The 18,044-nt window shown below is 72.8% G+C and carries 14 protein-coding genes; 8 read left to right on the top strand and 6 right to left on the bottom strand.

What is annotated here, in order from left to right; translation table 11 throughout:
- Positions 1–11: 11 nt before the first annotated feature.
- The gene (locus tag A6A27_RS02575; protein ID WP_143193829.1) at positions 12–647 is read left to right on the top strand and encodes a class I SAM-dependent methyltransferase; all 636 of its coding nucleotides are present in this window, start codon (positions 12–14) and stop codon (positions 645–647) included.
- A gap of 7 nt (positions 648–654) precedes the next feature.
- Here A6A27_RS02575 and A6A27_RS02570 read toward each other — a convergent pair whose 3' ends face one another.
- Positions 655–1,608, bottom strand: a complete 954-nt coding sequence (locus A6A27_RS02570) for a S41 family peptidase (RefSeq protein ID WP_073832738.1) — start codon at positions 1,606–1,608, stop codon at positions 655–657.
- A gap of 88 nt (positions 1,609–1,696) precedes the next feature.
- Between A6A27_RS02570 and A6A27_RS02565 the strand changes: the two genes are divergently transcribed.
- From A6A27_RS02565 to A6A27_RS02540, 6 genes are all read left to right on the top strand, one after another.
- Positions 1,697–2,209, top strand: a complete 513-nt coding sequence (locus tag A6A27_RS02565; protein WP_241825041.1) for an ArsR/SmtB family transcription factor — start codon at positions 1,697–1,699, stop codon at positions 2,207–2,209.
- 146 nt (positions 2,210–2,355) lie between these two features.
- Positions 2,356–4,635 (top strand): putative bifunctional diguanylate cyclase/phosphodiesterase, encoded by a 2,280-nt coding sequence (locus A6A27_RS02560; RefSeq protein WP_083672378.1) that lies wholly within the window; start codon positions 2,356–2,358, stop codon positions 4,633–4,635.
- A 63-nt stretch (positions 4,636–4,698) separates the two neighbouring features.
- Positions 4,699–5,205, top strand: a complete 507-nt coding sequence (locus A6A27_RS02555; protein ID WP_073832736.1) for a hypothetical protein — start codon at positions 4,699–4,701, stop codon at positions 5,203–5,205.
- A 123-nt stretch (positions 5,206–5,328) separates the two neighbouring features.
- Positions 5,329–5,967 (top strand): hypothetical protein, encoded by a 639-nt coding sequence (locus tag A6A27_RS02550; protein WP_073832735.1) that lies wholly within the window; start codon positions 5,329–5,331, stop codon positions 5,965–5,967.
- Positions 5,968–6,114: 147 nt separating this feature from the next.
- A complete protein-coding gene (locus A6A27_RS02545) occupies positions 6,115–6,873 on the top strand; it encodes a MerR family transcriptional regulator (protein ID WP_073832734.1) in 759 nt (252 codons plus the stop codon).
- Positions 6,874–6,925: 52 nt separating this feature from the next.
- Positions 6,926–7,210: a putative quinol monooxygenase gene (locus tag A6A27_RS02540; RefSeq protein ID WP_073832733.1), complete on the top strand. Its 285-nt coding sequence runs from the start codon at positions 6,926–6,928 to the stop codon at positions 7,208–7,210.
- A gap of 476 nt (positions 7,211–7,686) precedes the next feature.
- Here the strand turns inward: A6A27_RS02540 and A6A27_RS02530 are convergent, their stop codons facing one another.
- The 5 genes from A6A27_RS02530 to A6A27_RS02510 form a co-directional block, all read right to left on the bottom strand.
- On the bottom strand, positions 7,687–8,949 hold the full coding sequence (locus tag A6A27_RS02530; protein ID WP_073832731.1) for an ATP-binding protein: 1,263 nt from the start codon (positions 8,947–8,949) through the stop codon (positions 7,687–7,689).
- A 157-nt stretch (positions 8,950–9,106) separates the two neighbouring features.
- Positions 9,107–10,351, bottom strand: coding sequence for a TIGR02679 domain-containing protein (locus A6A27_RS02525; RefSeq protein ID WP_241825040.1), 1,245 nt, complete (start codon positions 10,349–10,351; stop codon positions 9,107–9,109).
- A gap of 47 nt (positions 10,352–10,398) precedes the next feature.
- Entirely contained in the window at positions 10,399–14,556 is a 4,158-nt protein-coding gene (locus tag A6A27_RS02520) for a TIGR02680 family protein (protein WP_073832882.1), read from the bottom strand.
- A gap of 21 nt (positions 14,557–14,577) precedes the next feature.
- A complete protein-coding gene (locus A6A27_RS02515; protein WP_073832729.1) occupies positions 14,578–15,969 on the bottom strand; it encodes a TIGR02678 family protein in 1,392 nt (463 codons plus the stop codon).
- Positions 15,966–17,534 (bottom strand): TIGR02677 family protein, encoded by a 1,569-nt coding sequence (locus A6A27_RS02510; RefSeq protein ID WP_073832728.1) that lies wholly within the window; start codon positions 17,532–17,534, stop codon positions 15,966–15,968. Before A6A27_RS02510 ends, A6A27_RS02515 begins: the two co-directional genes overlap by 4 nt.
- Before the next feature lie 129 nt (positions 17,535–17,663).
- Between A6A27_RS02510 and A6A27_RS42740 the strand changes: the two genes are divergently transcribed.
- Positions 17,664–18,044, top strand: a 381-nt coding sequence (locus A6A27_RS42740; protein ID WP_198940161.1) for a transposase, incomplete at its 3' end; no start/stop codon positions are given.

The following is an 18,044-nucleotide window of genomic DNA, read 5'->3' as shown; positions in this document are numbered from 1 at the left end:
AGGATGGCGCGGTGAGTGGCGAGCACGATCGGGTGCGGCGCAGCTACGACACGGTCGCGGCCGAGTACCGGCAGCGGCTGGCCGGCGAGTTGGCGGGCAAGCCCCTGGACCGGGCGTTGCTGGCCGCCCTGGTCGAGCTGGCCGGGCCTGGGGCGCCGGTGGTGGACCTTGGCTGTGGGCCGGGGCATGTGACGCACTGGTTGGCCGGGCGGGGTGTGCCGGCGGTGGGCATCGACCTGTCGCCGGGCATGGTGGCGCAGGCCCGCCGCGCGTACCCGGGGGTGGAGTTCCGCGAGGGGGACCTGCTGCGGCTGCCCGCGGCGGACGGCGAGTTCGGCGCGGCGGTGGCCCTGTACTCGGTCATCCACCTCGGCCCCGATGAGCTGCGGCCGGCCCTCGTCGAGGCCCGTCGGGTGCTGCGGCCGGGTGCGCCGTTGCTGGTGGCGGTGCACCTGGGCGGCGAGGTGCGGCATCTGGACGAGTGGTGGGGGCACGGGGTGGACGTCGACTTCCACTTCCTCACCGTGGAGACGCTGCTCGGGGCCCTGCAGGACGCCGGGTTCACGATCGAGGCGCGCCTGGAACGGGTCAGCTACCCGCACGAGGTGGAGACCCGGCGGCTGTACGTGCTCGCCCGTCGCCCCTGACGCCCGATCAGGGGAGGGTGGCCAGGGCCGCGCGCGCCTCGTCCGCCGTCGGCCGCTGCGGGTCGGCGGCCAGCAGTGCCTCCAGCACCCTGCGGTACGCCATGTCCTGCGCGGCCCCGGCGGACACCTCGACGTCCGGGATCACTCCGCAGCCCTCCCAGTTGGTGCCGGTCACCGGGTTGACGGGCCGGAGCACCGGCACGGTGAGCTCCAGGTGCGGGTGTACCCGGTGGCCGACGCACGGGTGCGCGCCACCCCCGGTCCGCTCGCCGACCACGGTCGCCCGGCCGAGCTGCTGCAGGTCGTACGCCAGTTCCTCGCCGCCGGAGACCGTCTGCGCGGAGGTCAGCACGTGCACCGGCTTGTCCGCCTCGTACGGCGGGACCGGCAGGTAGGCGGCGCTCCAGAACTGGTGGGCATTGCCGGCCCGGTCGTACATGGTGTGCAGGTGTGCCGGCTCGGCGAAGAACCAGCCGCAGACGAGAGCGACCATGTCGGGGCTGCCGCCCCGGTTGCCGCGCAGGTCCAGCAGCAGCGCGTCGGTGCCGCCGAGCAGCCGCATCGCCGCCATCATGGCGTCGCCGGCGATCTGGGGCGGGAACAGGCAGGGCCGGATGTCCAGCAGCCCGACGTTGCCAGCCAGTCGTTGCACCCGGGCGATGCCGCCCATGGTGGCGGCGGCCTCTCGGGCCCAGTAGCCCTCGTCCGGATCCTCGTCCCGCTCGGGCAGGGCCGCGACGTGGTGCTTGAGCCGCAGGTGTGAGTCGCCGTTGACCGACTGGAGGTCCCCGGTCACGAGCGTGGCGAGGGCCGCCGGGTCGGTGACGTCGGCGTACCGGCCGTCGCGGAGCCGGTCGCCGAGGTGCGCGGCGATCCGCTCGGCGAGGTCGGGAAAGACGTACTGCTCGGTGACCAGTTTCGCGGCCCGCTCGACGATCTCGGTGATCTCGTCCTGGCGCATCGGATGCCCCCGTCCGTGGGTCCAGTGTGGTGTGGGCCAGTAGAGCAGCCGGATTGACAAAGCGTCAAGAGAAATGGACGCTTTCGGGGTGACCGACGAAACCACCGACGCGCTGCAGGTCCGCACCCCGGCCCAGTTCAAAGCGCTGGCCCACCCGTTCCGCCACCGGCTGCTCTTCGCGCTCGGACCCGGCCCCGCCACCATCAGCCAACTCGCCACCGGGCTGGGCACGGCGAAGGGCACCGTCGCCCACCACCTCAAGGTCCTCACCGAAGCGGGCATGGTCCAGCCCGCCCACACCCGCCAGGTACGCGGCGGCACCGAGCAATACCACGAACGCAGCTACCGCCGCCTCGTCGGCGAGACCGTCGACTCCGAGACCACCGCCGCCATGCTGGGCGCGGTCGCCGAGGAACTGGCCGTCGACCCCGACCCGCTGCTGCACCTGCGCCACCTGCGGCTCACCCCCGAGCAGGCGCAACGGCTCCGGTCCACCCTGGACGACCTCGTCGACGACACCGAGGAGGCCGCCCCAGACCAGCCCCGCTACGGCGTCCTCGTCGCCCTCTACCGCCGCCACGACACGCCGTCACCGACCTGATCCAGCACGGTGACCGACGCCGATCGGCTCTGGCGGCGGTACCGAGCGGTAGTTAGGCTGGCGGCGTTCGCCGTCCGCAACCGGTCCTCAACGTCGAGGGTGCGCGCACAGAGAGCCGGAGCGCAGTCGTTGTACCCCAGCAGGACGTGAGCCTCGCCGCCCCGGGCGTGGCCCGTCCCTCGATCTCCGGCCGCGTCGGGCTCGTCGCGGCCGCGTTCGTCGTACTCACCGAAGCCCTCTGGCTGGTGGCCGAGCTGCCCGGCGCGGCCCTGGCCAGCGACCTCGGCGCGATCGCGGTGGCGAGCTGGGCGGCGGTGGCCTGCGCCGGGGTGGCCCGGCGACACCCCGAGCCGCTGCAACGATTCTGGACGCTGCTGGCCGTCACCATGGCCCTCGCCGCGACCGGCCGGATCGTGTGGACAGTCGAACGGCTCGCCGGGCAGGACCTGCCGCACACCGCGCTCGTCGGCGGGCTCTTCACCGCCGGCATCGTCACCGGCACCGCCGCGCTGCTCTGCTCGCTGGCCGCCCCGCGCAGCCTCGTCGGGCAGGCCCGCACCCTGCTGGACGGGGTGATCGTCGGGCTGGCCCTCATCCCGATCGCCTGGCTGGTGGTCTTCCGCGACATCGCCACCGCCGACCTGGCCGACCCGCTGCGCACCTTCGGGCTGCTCTACCCGATGTTCGACCTGATGCAGCTCACCATCCTGGTGGCGGTCGCCGGCCCGGCCCGTCCGATGTGGCGGGCCCACACACTGATCGGCGTCAGCCTCGCCGCCCGGGCCATCGCCGACACCGTCTACGTCTCCCTCGTCGCACACGGCACCTACGCCCCCGGCCACGTGATCGACCTCTGCTGGCCGCTGAGCTACCTGCTGATCGGCGCCGCCACCCGGTGGCCCCCGCCAGCCGGCAACGACGGCGACGACGACGACACCGAGTCGCCGCTGCCCCCGTGGTGGCGGGTCGCCCTGCCGTACCTGCCGGTGGGCGGGGCGATCGTCGCCGTGGTGCTCGGCCGGCGGCCCACCGGGCAGAGCCCACACCTGATCTTCGTGGCCGTGATGGCACTGCTCGGGGTGCTGGCCCTGCGGCAGGGACTGGCCGCCAACGAAAACCTCCGGCTGGTCGCCTGGCTGCGCCGGCTCGCCTACTCCGACCAGCTCACCGGCCTGCCCAACCGGCTGACCTTCACCCGGCGGCTGCGCCGGGCCCTGCGCGACGGCGGCCCGGTCGCCGTGCTGCTGCTCGACCTGGACGCGTTCAAGCAGGTCAACGACCGCTTCGGACACGCCGCCGGGGACCGGCTGCTGACCACCATCGCGGACCGGATGCGCGACGCCGTCGGCGCCGACGGGATGATCGCCCGGCTCGGCGGCGACGAGTTCGCGGTGCTGGTCGACCGGGACCGGCCCGTGCCGCCCGAGCGGCTCGCCGAGCGGCTGCTCGCCGCCCTCGAGCCGCTGCCCGGCGAGGAGGACCTCGGCGTGCACCCGTCGGCCAGCATCGGCATCGCCGAGTACGGACCGCAGCACACCTCCCACACCGACCTGCTCCGCGACGCCGACATCGCCATGTACGCGGCGAAAGCGGCCGGCAAGTCCGCGTACCGGACCTGCACGCCAGAGCTGCGCGAGTCGGCGGTGACCCGGGCCGAGCTGATCGCCGACCTGCGCCGCGCGGTCGACGAGGGACAACTGCTCATGGAGTTCCAGCCGATCGTCGACCTGGCCACCGGGACGGTCCGCAGCGCCGAGGCGCTGGTCCGGTGGCAGCACCCCCGACTCGGGGTGCTCCCACCGGCGAAGTTCCTGCCACTTGCCGAGGAGACCGGGCTGATCCTCGCGATCGACCGGTGGGTGATCCACCAGGCGTGCCGGGCCGCCGCGACCTGGCGGGAAGAAGCGCCCGAGGTCACCGTGGCGGTCAACATCGCCGCCGCCCACCTGCGCCACCCCGACCTGATCGCCACGGTCGCCGCCGCCACCGCCGGAGCCGGCCTGCCGCCCCGCGCGCTCACCCTCGAACTGACCGAGTCGGCGCTCATCGAGGGCAGCGAGACCGTGTTGGAGCGGCTGCGCCAGCTCCGCGACCTCGGCATCCGCATCGCCATCGACGACTTCGGCACCGGCTACTCCTCGCTCAGCTACCTGCACCGGATCCCGGCCACCGAGCTGAAGATCGACCGGTCCTTCGTGTCCCGACTCGACGCCGACGACCCCCGGGCGTACGCCACCGTCGAGATGGTCAACCGACTGGCCGACGCGTTCGACCTGGCCGTGGTGGCCGAGGGGGTCGAGACCGGCACCCAGCACGCGGCGGTGACCGCGATCGGCTGCCTGCACGGCCAGGGCTGGCGGTACGGGCGGCCGGCCACCCTGGCCGAGCTGCGCACCATGCTCACCCCGACCGACGCCACCCGCTGATCGTCACCGACCCGTTACAGCCCCGGATGGGGACGTTGACCCGGTGACGGGACAGTGGACCCCATGGCCATCCGCCGAGCCGTCGCCGCGTCCGCCGCCGCGCTGCTCACCGTTCCCGCTCTGACGGCCTGCACCCCCGAAATCAAGGCGGTCACCGGGATCAGCGTGGACGGGTCCGGGCAGCCGGTGGCCATGGTGGCCTGGTGCGCCGCGCGCCCGCCGGACGTCGTGCTGCTCTTCGACGCCGCAGCCGACGACCGGCACCCTCGGCACACCGAGTGGGACTGGCCCGGGCGCGAATACCGCGTACCGGACGACGCGGCCTCCCCGGCGACGGTGCCGCTGACCGGCTTCCCGCCGACGAAGCTTCCCGCTGGCGTGGTCGACTTCGAGATGTACGCCGTCGCCGACGACAGCTCCTTCACCTCGGAGCGGGTGGGCTTCAGCCCCGCCGACCTGGCGGGGCTGAAGCCCGGTTCGGTCCTGGTCACCGACTACCAGGACAAGGCCGAGTCCCTGCGTGAACTCACCCTTGAGGAGTTCGCCCGGCGAGGCACCAAGGAATGTTGACCCGCCGACGATAGGTCGAAGGTCCCGGGTGGAACAGGGGGTTCGGCCCTGCTTCAAAGGCTGCGCCGGCGGTGACGATGAGACGGACATCGAGAAGCCGTCACCAGCCACACAGGAGCAGTCATGAAGCGCCGGACCTTGGATCTGCTGTTCAGCATCGGCGGGCTGGGCCTCGCGGTCCTGCTGCTCGTCGTGGGCATCGTCCTGACGACGAACGCCAACTTCGCCAACACCTACGTGCACGACCAGCTCGCCGCGCAGCACATCAGCTTCAAGCCGGCCGACCAACTGACCGACGAGGAGAAGAAGTCGGACTGCCTGCGCGAGTACGCCGGTCAGCAGCTCACCACCGGCAAGCAGGCCGAGTGCTACGCCAACGAATTCATCGGCCTGCACCTCAAGTCGATTTCCGGCGGCCAGACATACGCCGACCTGGGCAAGCCGGAGGCCGCGCTGAAGCAGCAGGTGACCCAGGCCGAGCAGACCAACGCCGCCAACCTGCCCGACCTGCAGAAGCAGCTCGCCGAGGTCACCGCCCAGCGGGAGACCGTCTTCAAGGGGGAGAGCCTGCGCGGCATGCTGCTGACCTCGTACGGGTTCAGCGAGTTCGGCCGCAAGGCCGAGCAGGGCGCCCTGGCCATGTACCTGGGTGCGGCGCTGCTCCTGCTGCTGTCGATCGCCGGCCTGGTGCACGCGTTCCGCACCCCGGCCAGCGAGACCTTCGCCGCCCCGCAGCGGGCCAAGGAGCCCGTCACCACCTGACCCCCGACGTGATCGCCCCCGACCTCTCCCTGATGAGGCCGGGGGCGATCGGCTTTTCCGGCACGGCGGTGTGAGGTGGGACGCACAATCGGGCTTGACCCTCACGTAACGGCAGGCCGGAGCCTTGGCCGTGGAAGGGAAGGAACCATGGCTTACACGGTGGGTCAGGTGGCGCGGGCGGCCCGGGTCACGGTCCGCACGCTGCACCACTATGACGAGATCGGGCTGCTGTCGCCGAGCGGGCGCACCCCGGCCGGCTACCGCCGCTACTCGGACGCGGACCTGGAGCGGCTGCAGGTCATCCGGGCCTACCGGGAGCTGGGGTTCCCGTTGGACGAGATCGCCGAGATCCTCGACGACCCGGGCGGGGACCCGCTGCCGCACCTGCGCCGGCAGCACGAACTGCTCACCGGTCGGATCGGGAAACTACGGGAGATGGTCGCGGCGATCGAACTCGCGATGGAGGCGAGAATATTGAGCATCCAGCTGACGCCGGAGGAGCGGTTCGAGGTCTTCGGGGACTTCGACCCGGACACGCATGCCGAGGAGGCGGAGCGGCGCTGGGGCGGCACCGAGGCGTACCGGCAGTCGAGCGAGCGGGCCGGCCGGTACTCGAAGGAGGACTGGCTGCGGAACAGGGCCGAGAACGCGGACTGGGGGCGGCGGCTCGCCGAGCTGATGGCCTCGGGTGCCCCGGCCGACAGCCCGGAGGCGATGGCGCTGGCCGAGGAGCACCGGCAGCTCATCAGCCGCTGGTTCTACGACTGCTCGTACGAGATCCACACCGGGCTGGCGGACATGTACGTCGGCGACCCGCGGTTCACCGCGTACTTCGAGAAGATCCGGCCGGGGATGGCCGCGTACCTGAACGAGGCCATCCACGCGAATGCGATCAACCGGGCCTGACCCTCGCCCGGGTGCCAGGATGGGCCGGACGGCTCATCCACGGGAGGTCCTGTTGATCATCGTCGCCGGCACCCTCTACGTCGATCCCGCCGAACGGGACGCCTACCTGGCCTCCTGCGTGGCGGCCGTCCAGGCGGCCCGCTCGGCGTCCGGCTGCATCGACTTCGCAGTCAGCGCGGACCTCGTCGAACCGGGCCGGATCAACGTGTACGAGAGGTGGGAGTCCGACGAGCAGCTGCTCGCCTTCCGGGGGTCCGGCCCGGCCGAGGAGCAGGTGGCGGCGATCCGTGGCGCGGAGGTTCACAGGTTCCGTATCTCGGGGGTCGAGGCGCCCTGAGCGGGGCGCTCACGCCACGGCGGTGACCTGGTGCGGGCGAGTCTTCGCCCCGGACGGCGGCCCATTGTGAAGGCCGGCCCGGCCAGGGAGGTCGCCTGCGGGAGAGGCACGGCTGGGGGTGGACGTCCGCCGTCGGCCGCCGCCAGCCCGGTCGCGGTGGCCACCCGCAGCTTCGCCGCCAGCGCCGCCCGCTCCGCGGGTACGCGGGCGGGCGCGGAGCCGCTCACTCGATCGTGGCTTCCGCCGTCGGTGTCGGCCCTGATCTTCACGTCCTTTGGAGCTGAGTCGTCTGTGCTGTCGCGGGCCGTCGACGTTGCCTGCGTGGCGCTGCTGTTGGCGGCGAATCGTTTGCGACATCAGCTCGACTTGCGGTCGTGAGAGGGCACCTCGGTCGGTTCCGGTGCTCTGACGGCCGGCGTCGGATCAACGCTCGATGTGCCTTCACCTGACGGGAGCGTCCTGGGAAGAGAGCGAGGTCAGTCTGCTGTCGGGGGCGGAACCTGCCACAAGGCGCTGACTGGCAGGGCGCGGAGTCTGTCGCCGAACGGCAGCGTGGAGGTTCCGGTGTAGAGGACGATGCCGGCGATGAAGTCGTCGCCGAGGCGGTCGGCGAGTCGGCGTAGCACGCGGAAGTCGTCAGGTCCGACGGTCGTGGCTGCTTTGACCTCGATTCCGACGACGTGGCCGGATCTGTTCTCGAGCACCGCGTCGACTTCGTACCTGCTCTGGTCGCGGTAGTGGGACAGGTCGGCAAACTGCTCCGACCAGGTGAGCTGCCGGGACAGCTCGGACAAGACAAATGATTCGAGCAGCGGGCCGAACGGGGCACTCGGCCGGAGCAGTGCCCGGGCGTCGGTCGCGGTCTCGTTGGCGGCGATACCCGAGTCGACAAAGATCAGTTTTGGAGCGGCGGTGGGACGGGTGCCCAGGTTGCGGGACCAACCGGGGATCCGCTTGACCAGGAAGATCTCTTCCAGGGCCTGGAGGTAGCGTGCGATCGTCGGCCGGCTCAGTCCGAGTGCGGATTCGAGGGAGTTGGCGGGGATGATGGTCGCGGATCTAGCCGCGAGCAGGCGTACCAGCTTGCGTAGCTCGCCCTTGTGCTGGATGTCGGACAGCTGCAGGATATCGCGATCGATGAGCGCTTGGACGTACGCGTCGAGGAACCGTTGGCGGCGCCCCGAGTCGGCGCGGGTCGTGGCCTCGGGCAGGCCGCCACGCACGATTCTGGCCGCATAGTCGGCGCGGGTCACTTCCGACTCGTGTCGCAGTTCGGGGCCGAGCGCGAAGATGGCGTCGACGAATCCGTCCGGCTCTCCATCGAGTTCGCCTTGGGAGAACGGCCAGAGTTCGACGGTTTCCATCCGGCCGGGCAACGCGTCCGGGGCAGCCACCATGCCGAACAGCCGCGATGATCCGGTGAGCAGATACCGGCCGGGCCGAGGGTCCTCGTCGACGGCTGCCTTGATGGCCAGCAGCAGCTCCGGAGCGCGCTGGATCTCGTCGACGACCAGCAGTTCGGGGGAGTCCACGAAGCCGACCGGGTCGGCGATCGCCGCGGCCCGGTCCTGTGCCCGGTCGAGGTCGCGGCGCTCGGCGAGACGATCGCCGGCGACGATGCGGACCAGGGTGCTCTTGCCTGCTTGGCGTGCTCCGCTGATCAGCACGACGCGGGTGTCGGCCAGGGCGGCGTCGACCTGCGCGGCGGCGCGGCGCGGGATCAGGCGCGGTGTGGGCACGTCTCATGACAACCGGCACGGTTTCGATCTGCGAGGGTGCTCGCTTTCGATTTGCGGCAAGTTTATGTTCGGTATGCGGGCCCTTGATGTTTGATCTGCGGCTGATGTCCGCCGGCTCCTGAACCAACGACGGAAGGTCGTCGCCATCGCCGGACCATCACCCGGTTGCGGCCGTGCGCAGGTCGGCGACAAGCCGGTCGAGCAGCCGTTCCTCCATCACCGCTCGGCCGGTCCGCCGCATCGACTCGCCGAGCGACTCGTCCCACGGGGTCCCGGCGGGTGTACCGAGCAGGGCCGTGCCGGTGTCCGCCGCAGGCAGGTAGTCGGTGGCTGCCATCCGCCATGGAACCGCACTCGGGTACCGCTGGAGAGCCGCTGCCGTCAGTCGTACGCCGGTCCAGTCGAAGTCGTTGCGCCATCGGATCACGGCGCGGCGAGCGGCGCGCAGCAGCGTGTGGACGGCGACTGACGGCACTCCTTCGGTGCAGATCAGCGGTGGGGCCTGGGCGCCGAGCGCGGCGGTGGCCGCGCGAAGCACGGCGGGGTTCTCGCAGACGTAGACCTCGTCGCAGGTCATGCTCAGCGGTGCCAGGCGTAGTTGGTGCAGGGTGACCCGGATCGGCACGCCCGCCTGGGCGGCCTCGGTGAGCCACCGCCCGACCAGGCCGCCGGTGGCCGGCACGTTGAGCACGAGCACCTGGCTGGCCAGGTCGTCCGGGACCAGCCCGACCGATTCCCACAAAACCCGTTCCTGCTCGCCGTCGGTTGGCGGCGCCGTCTGCCGCCAGGCGGCGACGGCACGGAGGACGAGCCCACGCAGCGGCCCCGCGGTGAGGGCCTTCGTGTCGTCCAGCACCCGGTCGGCGAAGGCCGGCATCGGTTCGTCGGCCGCGGGCAGCGCGTCCAGTACGCGGACCACGTCCTCGAACGGCAGGCCGGTTCGGACGACACGGGTCAGGGTGCCGTCGCGGCGCAGGCCGTCGAGCCACTCGGCGTACCAGGCGGTGCCGGCGTGCCGGCCGGCGTGGGCCACGGCGAGGACGGCGTCGCGGCCCACCGCCTCGCGTTTCAGGTCGGCCGGCCGGTTGCGCAGCGGGGCCGTCGCGGTGAGCACGTCCGCCAGGCCGGCTCCGTGTGCCGCCCGCAGATGCTCGTCCACCTCGCTGAGTCGGACGCTGAGGCGGGCCGCCGCGACGGAGCGGTGGGCGCCGGTGATGCCGATGATCATGAGACGCTCGTCGTCGGTGGGGGCGGCCAGCGACACGGTGGCGTCGAGCCGGCCGCCGGTGCGTTCCAGGCTGCGCCGTGCGGCGGCCAGCAACCGCCGCCAGCCAGGCTGCTCGACCAGTTCCGCCGGACTGCCGTGCCCGCCGGGCCGGTCCTTCCCCGGCTGCGTGGACAACGTCTCTCCACCGGGCCGGTCCGACGGCCGGCCGTCGCGTCCGCCGGTCATTCGTCGCCGAGGTCGAGCAGGACGGCGGCCCGCTCGGGTTCCCCGCGACCTTGCGGGGCGCGGCGGGTCTCCGGGGAGCCGAGCGCGCGGGCCAGCGTTCCGTCGAAGTCGGCGATGTTGGTCGAGCCGTCCCAGACCAGGAGCACCGTGGATACGGCGTGTTCCATGGCGGAGTGGGACAGGTCGTAGTGGGCGGCGCCGCTGACCGCCGGGTGGGTGGCCCAGAGGTCGTAGCCGGTCATGAACAGGTCCAGGTCGAACTGTTTCGCCAGGGCCATCAGTTCACCTCGGCCGGTGTCGTCCACGCCGGCGAACGCCTCGTCGAGGCCGAGCAGCCGGGGTGCGTCCGGCCGTGCCGAGCCGAACAGCGCGTTGGCGGCGGCGAAGAGCGGCAGGTGCAGAGAGACCGACTGCTCGCCGCCGGAGAGCTGGCTGTGCCGGGCTCGGGTCAGTGCCTCCGTGCCGCCACCGGGTCGGTGCAGGGTGAACGCGAACGTTCGCCACTGCCGGTAGTCGAGGACGTCGCCGAGCAGCTCCCGGTACGGCCGCTCGGGCGCTGCCGCCCGCGCCGTCTTGATCCGGGCGGCGAAGTGCCGGCGCATCGCGGTGAGCTGAGCCGGTCCGAGCCGAGCCGGATCGCGTTCGAGCAGCTTGCAGACATCGCGTTGGTCGGCGTCGAGGTCATCGGCGAGCCGCCAGCCGACACCGACGGTGAGGCCTGAGGACATCCGGCGGGCCCGCATCTGGCTGTCCATCGCTGCCACCAGGTCGCGGGCCTCGATGGTCCGATGATGGATCTGCCGGGCAAGTTGACCGAGCAGGGCGTCCTCCAGCACCCGCTGCTCGGAGTCGGTGAGTAGTTGCTCCTGGTCGCGGCGCTCGCGGGCGATCCGGTCCGCGAAGTGGGCGACCGGAGTCAGCCCCTGTTCGTCGGCGACCCGGACCACGATCACCCCGTCGTCGGTGTCCCACTCGGGTCGGTGGTCGAGGCCGGCGGCCGGCAGTTGCGCCTGGAGCTCTGTCAGCGCGGTGGTGAGCCGGGTGGCGCTCTGCTTGAGCGACGTCTCGGTAGGGCTCAACTCCCGGGTGGCGGTGAGGATCGCCTCGTGCAGGGCTGCCACCTGCGGATGCAGGTCCGAGCCGGGTCGGCTGCCGGGTGCCTGGGCCGGCCAGCGCAGATCGGTGGGGCAGCGCAGCAGGCCCAGCAGGTCCGGCTGGGCGTACGGGCGCAGTCGCTGGGCATCGTGCTGCGCCTCGGCGACGGCGGCGGTCACGGCCTGCTCGCCCAGCTCCACCCGGGTGAGCGCGGCGACCCGCCGTTCCCGGGCGGCGCCGAGCTGGGTGCGGGCCCGCTCGACGGCTTCCTCCGCCTCGGTGATCCCGTCGGCGGTCCGGGCGACGTCGGCCAACACCCGCTCCGCGTCGGCACCCACGCTGTCGCGCAGTGTCCAGTACGCCTCCGCCTTGTCCCGGTGCCGGGAACGGGCTGTGCGCGCGCTGTCCTGCGCGACGGTGAACCGGTCGACCGCCTCGTCGTGCCGCTGCCGCGCCTGGTCCTCCTGTTCGGCGGCACGCGAGGCGGCCGGCCGGGCGCTTTCCAGGCGTACGCCCCGTTTTTCGAAGCGGTCCACCGCCTCGGCGGTGTCGTCGACGCGGTCCACGGGCAGCGACCGCTCCGCCGCCGTCCGCCGTAGGGCGGCCGCTGCGGCGGCCCGCTCGGCCAGGCTCTGGTCGAGCCGGGCGGCGGCGGCCGCGCTGGCTTCCTGACGCGCGCGCAGCGTCGCGGCCGCCCGGTCCAGCTCACGCAGCGCCGCCTGGACCGGCGCGGGTGCCGGCAAGTGCCCGGCGGCCGCGTCCACCGCCGCCAGCAGCGCCTCCACGGACGCGCGGTCGCGGTCCACCGCGCCGAGGTCGGCGTCGATGACCGCCAGCTGCCGGTCGCACTCGGCGACCCGTGCGGCGCGGCGGGCCGCCCGGGCGGTCGCGCCGATGTACTCGCAGGAGGGCTTGACGAACCGTCCGACGGCGATGCCCTGGGCGTAGCGGCCGTCGACCCCGACCGTCACCGGCGTGGCGTCCTCCTCGGCGGATGCCCGCGGGGTGGCCAGGTCGGCCAGCGCCACCGAGGCGAGCACCTCGGTGATCTGGCCGGCGGGCACGTCGTTCTGCTCCTCGCAGACCAGTACGTCGGCGAGGGTGGCGCCGGTCGGCCGCCGATGCGGCGGGAGCGGCAGCAGGTAGCCGTCCAGGTCGTCGCCGGCCAGCGCGGTCGCCCTGGTCTCGGGGTCCGGGTGCAGCCAGGCGTCCAGCAGCCCGGCGGCGTGCAGCGCCGCCTCGATGGCCGCCGCGTCCGCGCCGGGCACCGCCTCGCCGAAGCGGACCAGTTGCCACAGCGGTGCGCCGGCTCGGCCGGTGCGCGCCGCCGGCCGGGTTACCGGGACGGGCGGCGCGTCGTCGTGCTCGGCGGCGATCCGGTCCCGTTCGGCGGCCACCTCGGCGCGCCGGTCGGCGAGCGCCGCGCGCTGCGCTGCCAGCGCCGCGAGCCGGTCCCGCCCCTGGGTCACGGCGGCGGCGGTGGCCTGCGCGTACACCTCCCGCAGGGCCTGCGCGCCCGGCTCGCCGGTGGTGTCGACGGCGGCGGCCAGCGCTGCGGGCAGCTCCGGACGCGCGATGTCGGCCAGCAGCCCGGCGTTGCCCTGCGCCCACTGCCCGATCTGGGCGCGCAGCCGCGTGCGGGCTTGCGCGACGGCGTCCTCGGCGTGCCGCTCGGCCTGCTCGGCGTCGGCGGCGGCGGCCGTGGCGCCGGCGGCGTCGGCGGCGGCCCGGGAGTGGTCGCGTTCGGCCTGGCCGTGCCGCGCCACCTGCTCCCGGACGGCGCGTACGTCGTCGCGGCGCGCGGCGGCCCGTGCGGTGATCCGGGCCGCCAGGTCGTCCGGTGCGGCGTCGTCGGCGCTCCAGGCGATCCCGGCCGTCTCGGCGTCGAGCAGGAGTTCGCCGGCGAGCCGGTCGGCCACCGCCCGCGCGTCCCGGGTAGCCACCATCGACCGTTCCCACTCGGTACGCCGCCGCGCGACCGCCGTCTCCTCGGCGGCGACGGCCTCGCCGGCCCGCTCGGCCGCCTCGGCCAGGTCGTGCACGTGCCGTTCCAGGTCGGCGAGCTGCTCGTGGGACTGGTAGGCCGCCGAGGCCTTGAGGCTGTCCAGGTGGGCGCGGAGCCGTCCGGGCTCGCCCTCGATGGCCCGCAGCTGCTCGTCTGCCTCGGACTCCGCCTCGGTGGCTGTGTCGGCCGCGCGGCGGGCGTCGACCAGTGCGGTCGACTGGGTGGCGACCGCGTCACGGCGGGCGCCCAGGGCGTCGGCGGCCGCCCGGGCGTGGGTGCGCAGGTACGTCGAGTAGACCGCCAGGAACGAGGCCGTCGCCGCGTCCGCCGCCACCAGCCCTTCGAGGGTACGGGCGACCGCCTCCATGTCGTCGAAGGAGCGGGCGGCCTCCACCAGCAGGTGGTCCTCGACCGGACGCAGCCCTCGTTGCAGCGTGCGGGACAACTCGACCGGGTTGAGGTCCTTGGCCAGCTGCGGCTTGCGCAGGGTCAGTACCAGATCCAGCAGCTGCTCGTAGCGGGCCGGACCGAGGCCGAACAGCCGGGTGTCGACGAGCTGGCGGTAGTCCTCCGCCGAGTCCCGCACCGCGTCGGCACCCAACCGGTCGATCAGGTCGCGGCGGTTGAGCGGCCGATCGTCGGCGTCCAGCAGCGAGAGGTCCACGCCCACCCGACCGTCTGCCACGAAGTGCCAGCGGGTCACCCGGTCGACGTGCCGGTGCGCCCGCAGCCCGATGCCGACCGTCACGTACCTCTCGCCGTCGCCGAACTCCATCCACACGTACGCGTGGGTGACCTCCTGCCCGCGGTAGAGCAGGTTCGATTTCATCGTCCGGTCCTCGCTGGCGAACGGGTTGAGCCGCCGGGGTTCGATCCGCCCGTCGAGGACGAACGGGAACAGCACCTCCAGCGCCTTGGTCTTGCCGGAGCCGTTGGGCCCGCGCAGCACCAGCCACCCGTCGACGAAGAGGAACTCCTCGTCCCGGTAGTCCCACAGGTTGATGATTCCGGCGCGGGTGGGGGCGAACCGGCGGACGGCGCGTTGCTCGATCACGATCAACTTCCCGGGATCAGGTCAGAAGAGGGTTTCGGTGGCGGCGCGGGGCTTGACCGCGGCGACGGTGTGGCGGTACCGACCCACCAGTGGCCGGACGAGCACCCCGCCCGGGACGGTGGTCACGGCGCCGAACCGTTCCAGCAGCGCCACCGCCTCGGCGTGCAGCCGGTCCGGGTCGGCGTGCCACTGCGCCCCGAACGCGCTCCCGTAGCGGGCGAGAATCCCGCCGACGGCGGTACGCAGGAAGCTGTCGGTGATGAACGGGAGCCGGCTGGCGGCGTCGGTCTCGTCGGGGCCGTCCTCGTTCTCGGTGGTCCACGGCTCGGCCGGGTCGGTGTCGTCGAGGCGCACCAGGGTGGCCGTGGGCAGGCCGGCGTCGATCTGCCCCACCAGCGCCTGCTGCCGGCCGGACGCGTCAGGCGGGACGAGGCGCCTGACCCGGCGGCCGTCCGGATCAAGCACTCGGTCGGCCATCTCCACCGCGAGCAGCACCGCGGCCTGGGCCACCGAGCCGGTGCCCGGGAACCGCTCCCCGGTGAACCCGGCGATGTCCACCAGCAGCACCCCCTCGGCCCGCCGTTCCACCCGCAATCCGGTCAACCGGGCCAGATCGGCGGCGAGCGCCGACCCGCGTAGGTGGTTGGCGACCACCGGATCGACGTCGGCGTGGTAGACGACCGGTGACTCCACCACCGCCCGCCGGGCCGCCTGGGCTGCCTGCCGACGCTCGGCGTTGCCGCTGCTGGTCATCGCCCGGTCGAGCAGCGCCGACACCGACTCGACGTGCTGCACCACGCGGACCGGCCGGAACAGCGCGAACACCACGTCCCGCGCGATGTCGTACAACGCCTCACCCGCCCCGGGGTCACTGGCCCAGGCGGCGCTGGAGCCGTCGGTCAGCCGGAGCACGCCACGCTCCTCCAACCAGCCCACCGCGTCCACGAATGCCCGCCGATCCGGGCCGTGGTCCGGATCCAGCCCCAGGCCGGTGATCCGGTTCGCGTCACCGGCCACCGAGTCGGCCAACTCGCCGAGGGTGATCTGGATCCCGGCACGGCCGAGCACCGCCAGGCACAACGCCAGATACGCGTAGCGCTGCCGGTCGAACGGCCGCCCGGTGCGGGACACCGCCGGCTGGGTGGCGTCGAGGTGGTCCTTCGCCCGTACCAGCCGGGCCGTCGAACCGTGCAGCTCCAGCCGGTACCCGAACGCCTCGGCGAGATCCCGGCGCAGGGTGGCGGCGAACCGCCGCACCCGGGGCAGCGCCCGCTCGTCGGGCCAGGCCGCCGTGATCAGCGGGTGGCGCAGAATCAGCCGGACGGCCCGCTGGTAGTCCGCCAACTCCAACTCCGGGACATCGACGGCGAACCGGTGGACCGCCGGCCGGAGCGCGGCCGATTCCGCGGTCACGCCGACACCAGCTCGGCACGGCGGACCGCGGTGTGCTGCGCGGCGGTGACCGTCAGCGCGTACCCGTCCAGATGCAGCTGGCCCTCGACGGTGCGCACCGTGGTGAACCCTCCCGGCGTCGGGGTGAGGGTGAGCCGGACGCCGTGCGCGGCGGCCGCCAGCGGCACCGCGGCCGCGCCACCGACCCGGGCGGCCAGTGCGATGTCGAGCAGGCGTAGCAGGACCTGGGTCTGCGACCCGTCCAACCGATGATCGTCGACGCCCTCGGCAGCCAGCGTCGTCGCCGCGTCGGCCAACCGGCGCTCCCGGGCGAGTTGGTCGCCGCGCAGCCGGTGCCGGCGGTCGTCGACCCGGTCCAGCCGGGCTGGCCGTCCCCGGCCCTGCCCAGGTGCCCGACCGCTGGCCACCAGCGTGCGGGACAGCTCCACCGCCGGTGCCTCCCACCACGACAGCCGAGTCGCGATCGCCTCCGGATCCGGGTGTGCCACCCCGACGTGACGAGGCGCGCCGAGGCCGAACACGACGTCGAACAGGGCGTGCGCGGCCTCCTGGGTGCCGGCCTGGGTGAACCACGCGGCCAGGTGCCGCAGCTGCGACTCCCGGCTCACCCCGCCACGGCGTGCCTCGGTGACTCGGCGCAGCAGGGCGAGGACGTCACCGATCGCGGCGATGGTGGCGTCCGACAACCGGTCCGCCTCGCTGAGCTGCTCCGGACCTGGCGGCGCCAACCAGGACCGCAGCCCCGCCCAGCGCCGCCGCCAGTCATCCAGCCGCTGCACCGGGGTGTGGAACAGCCGCTCGTCGGCCTCGGCGGCCGCCTCGATCAGCCGGTCCAGCCCGGTCGCCTCCACCTCGTGCACCGCCGCGCGCAGCCGGGGCGTGTACCGCTGCAACTCGTCGTGGAAATCCCGCAGGTGAGCCAGCAGAGCGTCCTTGTGGGCGAGGAACGCCTCCGGCCGCACGTCGTTGGTCCGGCCCAGATCACCCAGCATGTGGTAGAACCGGGCGGCCCGCTCGGCGATGTCGGCCAACGCCCGGTCCAGCCGGTTGAACTTGCGGTAGACCTCCTCCGCGTCCCCGGCCTCGTTGGCCGAAGCGAGCGCGTTCAGGTCCGCCAGGAGGTCGGCGAAGACCAGCCGGGACAGCGTCGAGTCGTCCATGCTCGCCGACAACACCGCCTCCACCGCCCGGTGGGCCCGGTACCCGGCCTCGGTGAACTGGTACACCGAGTGCCGGTTGCGGTACTCCGCCAACGTCGTGGCCCGGGAACCGTCCTGCCCCCGGTCGAGCACCCCCCAGTCCACCAGGGCGTCCAGCAGCCGCGGCAGCTCCAACTGCGCCGGATCCGGGCAGTCGGCGTTCGCCTCGTGCAGCGCCGTCAGCGCAGCGGCCACCTCGGAGGTGTGCAGCACGACGTGGTAGCTGGACCGCGCCGAGTCGAAGGCCCGCAGCAGCCACAGGTAGGCGAGCCGGTTCTCCGCCGTGACGTAACCGAACAGTCGCATCCGGTCGTCCAGCCCGAAGTCGTCTAGGCCGAAGGTGGGCCTGGATGACTCCACGGTCATCGTCTTCCTCCCACGGGTCGCGAACAGCCACCCACCCTACCCAGCCGGAGCTGGAGGGCGGCCAGGCACGCCCCATAGCTTGCTGGTATCGAACCCGGGGGACGGTAAGGGCCGCGGGGTGGCAGGCAGTTGACGCTACGACCCCGACCGGTCCAGCAGGCCCTCGACACGGCCAGAGCCGAACAGGTCACCACCGGCTGGCAACGCCGCTACGCCCGAAGAGCCGGGGTCGAATCCACCATCGCCCTAGCGACCAAGGTCACCGACGTTCGCCGTGCCCGCTACCGAGGACTGCCCAAGACCCGCCTCGATCACAACGTCAAGGCTGACCAACTTGATTATGGATCGTCAGTGATCATAGGTTGGTCGCGTGGGTCTTCTTCGATTCTCACAGACCACGGCGCGTCTGTCGGTGTTCACCCCGTGATGCTTGGTGTGTGGGCTGGTTCGGGGAGGATTCCGGTGACGCGGGCCGGCCGTGAGCGTTGGTTCTGCTCGATCGATGGTGGG

Source organism: Micromonospora sp. CB01531 (assembly GCF_001905095.1).
Classification (GTDB): domain Bacteria; phylum Actinomycetota; class Actinomycetes; order Mycobacteriales; family Micromonosporaceae; genus Micromonospora.
This window is presented reverse-complemented; position numbering and strand designations above follow the sequence as displayed.